The organism is Protofrankia sp. Cr1 (assembly GCF_963555865.1).
Taxonomy (GTDB): Bacteria; Actinomycetota; Actinomycetes; order Frankiales; family Frankiaceae; genus Protofrankia.
In genome coordinates this window covers 1-3,106 of record NZ_CAUVXO010000598.1, presented here as the reverse complement: position 1 = coordinate 3,106, position 3,106 = coordinate 1, and the positions used below count along the sequence as shown (strand labels likewise).

Sequence of the window (3,106 nt, the reverse complement as noted above, 5' to 3'; positions counted from 1 at the left end):
CCTCTGAGGAAAAACGGGGTTCCGGCGGGCTGCCACCCACCGGAACCCCAGAGCATCGGATCTTGAAGGGATCTCATCGATGCAGATCAAGGCTAGCGCGCCCTCGACTGAGGACCCGAGTTCACCGCACCCGTTGATGACGGTGCGGGAAGCGGCGCAAGCGCTTCGGGTCAGCGAGATGACCGTTCGCCGGGCGATCCACGACCGGGCGATGCCCGCTGTGGTGGTCGGCCGCGCCTACCGCGTCCCCCGCACGTTCATCACCCGGCTACTCGACGTGGCCGACGGCGGCCTGACCGCCGTCGCCGCGGAGCTGGCCCCCGCGCCTGCGGGAGGTGCCGCGTGAACCGCGTGCAGGCGATAACCCGGCTGTCGTTGCCGATCCCCGCACCCGGATCCGGTGGTGACGCCAGCGCCGACAACCACGCCGCCGTCACCTGCGATTGCGGCAACCTGATCGACTCCGTCACCGACGAAGACGCCGGTAGCCGCCTGGCTGGGCAAGCAGGCAAGCTCCGTGCCGCGGCCGCCCTGATCGACCGAATCGCCCAGGTGGATGCCGACGCCCACGTCTACTTCAACGTCACCCCGTATCCCCGCTCGCCGATCGCAGTGCAACCCGGCAGCCCGGTCGGCCGGGGGCTGACCAAGCAGGACGAGGACCTTATCGAGATCACCCTGATGGGGGCTCTCGCGGGGCTGCTCGATGCCCAGCTGATCGTTACGCCCCATCCGGAGGAGGGCAAGCTGTGGCTGGCTTGTGACGGCAGCTTCCTTGGCCAGTCTGTCCACGCCTTCGCCCACGTACGCGACGACCCCGACCTGGTGGAAGCGGCGAACCGGCTGGCCGCGGTTGGCGACGACCCCGGCCACGACGGTGACACCTCCGCCGGCACACCGGTGGTGGCGTGATGGCCTGGAGTAAAGCAATCCCCAGCAATGCGACCAAGCGGTGTTCCTGCGGTACGGGCACCCTCCGGCCGTCCGGCACGGCGCATTTCGATGCGGACGGCATGGCGACTATCGGTCTTGCCTGCGACAACCCAAGCTGCACGATCTCGTCCGCCCACTACTGGACGTGGAAGTGGGATCGGCCGCGGGGCGACTCATGACCACCCGAATCGCCCGCCGGACGCTGTCCGGGCCGCTGCTCCTGGCGCTGGTCCTGGTGGCCGGGGTGTGGGCGGCCGGTGCGGTGTGGTCGTTCAAGGAGCAGAGCGAGTTCGCGCATCGTCTCGGATTCACGATCGACTGGCTGCTGCCCGCAGTCGCCGACGGTCTGCCGGTCGCGATGGGAGCGGTGGCGTTCTCGGCGGCGGTCGATGGCCGTCCGGCGACCGCCGCCCGGCTGGGTACCGCGCTCGCGGTCGGCGGGTCGGTGGCGTCGAACGGTCTGAACGCGTGGAGCCGCACCGGCGGTGATCTGAAGACCGTCATCGTGGCCTGCGCGGTGCCCACGCTCGCCGGGATCGCCTTCGAGGTGCTCCTCGGTGAGCTGCGCAAGCAGGTGCTGAGCGCTCGCGGGGAGATCTCGCGCCACACCCGGCTGGAACCGGTGCCGCCGCTGCGTCCGATCCGGGTGCTGTTGGACCCGGTCCGTGAGATCGGCCAGTGGCGCCGGCACGTCCTCGCGGTGACCGACCCGGCCGCGGACTCGACGTCGCGGGCCGCCCTGTCCCGGCTGGCCGACGCGGTCGCGGAGATCGGGGCGCAGCGGGAGGCGCCGGCCGATGACGAACCACGGGAGACGTTCGAGGCGCCGGTGTGGCCGACCCCGGCTCTCACCACCTCCGTCCCGAGGAAGACGTCTCGCCCGGTGGGGAGCGAGACGACCCGGACCGAGACGCCGGTTCTCACGGCTCCCGTTCCGAGCGAGACGTCTCGCTCGGAACCGAACGAGAGATCTCGCTCTCCGCGGTCGCAGCGCAACGAGATGCGGGCGTGGGCACAGAGCCAGCTCGACGCTGGGGTCCCCATCACGGGCGCCGATCTGGACCGGCAGTTCGGAACACGGACGGTTGGCCGGGTGGTCCTGCGGGAACTGCGGGCCGCCCAGGCGCAGCAGCAGGATGCCGCGGCTGTGCCCGCCCTGGCCGGGGTGGGGGTGTCCGGTGCCTAGCCCGACGGCAACGGATCGGCGCACGGCCGGCGACGGCCGGATCGCCACCCGTCAACAACGCCGGCAGCGGATGTTCGTGACCCGGTTGGGAACGGCCCACCGGCCGACGGACCGCCTCGGTGTCGCGGTCGATTACCTGCGCGGCGCCCTAGCCGACGCCCCGGCCGTTCACGCGGACCGGGAGGTCGACGCTCTCGTCCGGCAGATCACCGAGGTGGTCGCACGGCTCCACGGGAGGCCGCGATGAGCACGAGGAGTGACCGTCCACTCGACTGTCCAGTGGACGGTGGAGAGCGGCCGACGGCCCCCCGGATCGAGGGCCACCGCGCGTGCCGACGCGCGCGCACGCGCATGCGCGAGACCTCGGCGAGTCTAACCGGCCGGCGGCCGGTGACCGCCGGTGAGCGCCGGGGCGGGGGGTGGACGCGGTGAGCGTCACCGCACTGTGCCCCGACTGTCAGGTTCCGATCGGCACGGCCCACGACGACGACTGCGACCGGGCGATCTGTCTGCTGACCGGCGGGCAGCGGCTGATCTGCGCCGACGGCGAACACGACGGCGAACCTGACGGCGACTGCGGTCGTGATGTGTGGACCGGCCACGCAGGCCCGGATCGGACCCAGCTCGCCGCAACAGGAGAACAGGAGCAGACGGTGGCCGGCGAGGAAGCGACGACCGTGCCCGGCGCGGATCTGCTCAAGGCCCCGCGGATCGACCCCGTTCCCGCCGGCGAGACCGCACTGGTCGACCAGACGCCGACCGAGACGCGGAGCCGGGTTGCCCGCCGGGTGTGGGAGGTGGCGATCGGCCAGTGGCCGTCGGTGTGGTCGGCGCCGCCCACGGAACCGGCGGCGCTGGTCCGCTACGCCGCGGCCGGGCAGTGGTGCGCCCCGGACGCGACAACGTGGCGGCGGCTGGGACAGGCGTACTGCGTGCTGCTCGCGATCCCGGTGAGCGTGGCGCTGTACGTGGCGGCATGGCTGGTGC

At 71.9% G+C, this 3,106-nt stretch carries 4 protein-coding genes and 1 pseudogene; all 5 read left to right on the top strand.

Features of this window, described 5'->3' with window-relative positions; translation table 11 throughout:
• The first annotated feature begins 79 nt into the window (after positions 1-79).
• Positions 80-346, top strand: coding sequence for an excisionase family DNA-binding protein (locus tag U9980_RS26460; protein WP_322770420.1), 267 nt, complete (start codon positions 80-82; stop codon positions 344-346).
• Positions 343-912: a hypothetical protein gene (locus U9980_RS26455; RefSeq protein ID WP_322770419.1), complete on the top strand. Its 570-nt coding sequence runs from the start codon at positions 343-345 to the stop codon at positions 910-912. The genes U9980_RS26460 and U9980_RS26455 overlap by 4 nt, the downstream gene beginning before the upstream one ends.
• Before the next feature lie 196 nt (positions 913-1,108).
• Positions 1,109-2,119, top strand: coding sequence for a DUF2637 domain-containing protein (locus U9980_RS26450; protein ID WP_322770418.1), 1,011 nt, complete (start codon positions 1,109-1,111; stop codon positions 2,117-2,119).
• Positions 2,112-2,366, top strand: coding sequence for a hypothetical protein (locus U9980_RS26445; RefSeq protein WP_322770417.1), 255 nt, complete (start codon positions 2,112-2,114; stop codon positions 2,364-2,366). Before U9980_RS26450 ends, U9980_RS26445 begins: the two co-directional genes overlap by 8 nt.
• Positions 2,367-2,547: 181 nt before the next feature.
• A pseudogene (locus tag U9980_RS26440) lies at positions 2,548-3,106 on the top strand (hypothetical protein); the annotation flags it as partial.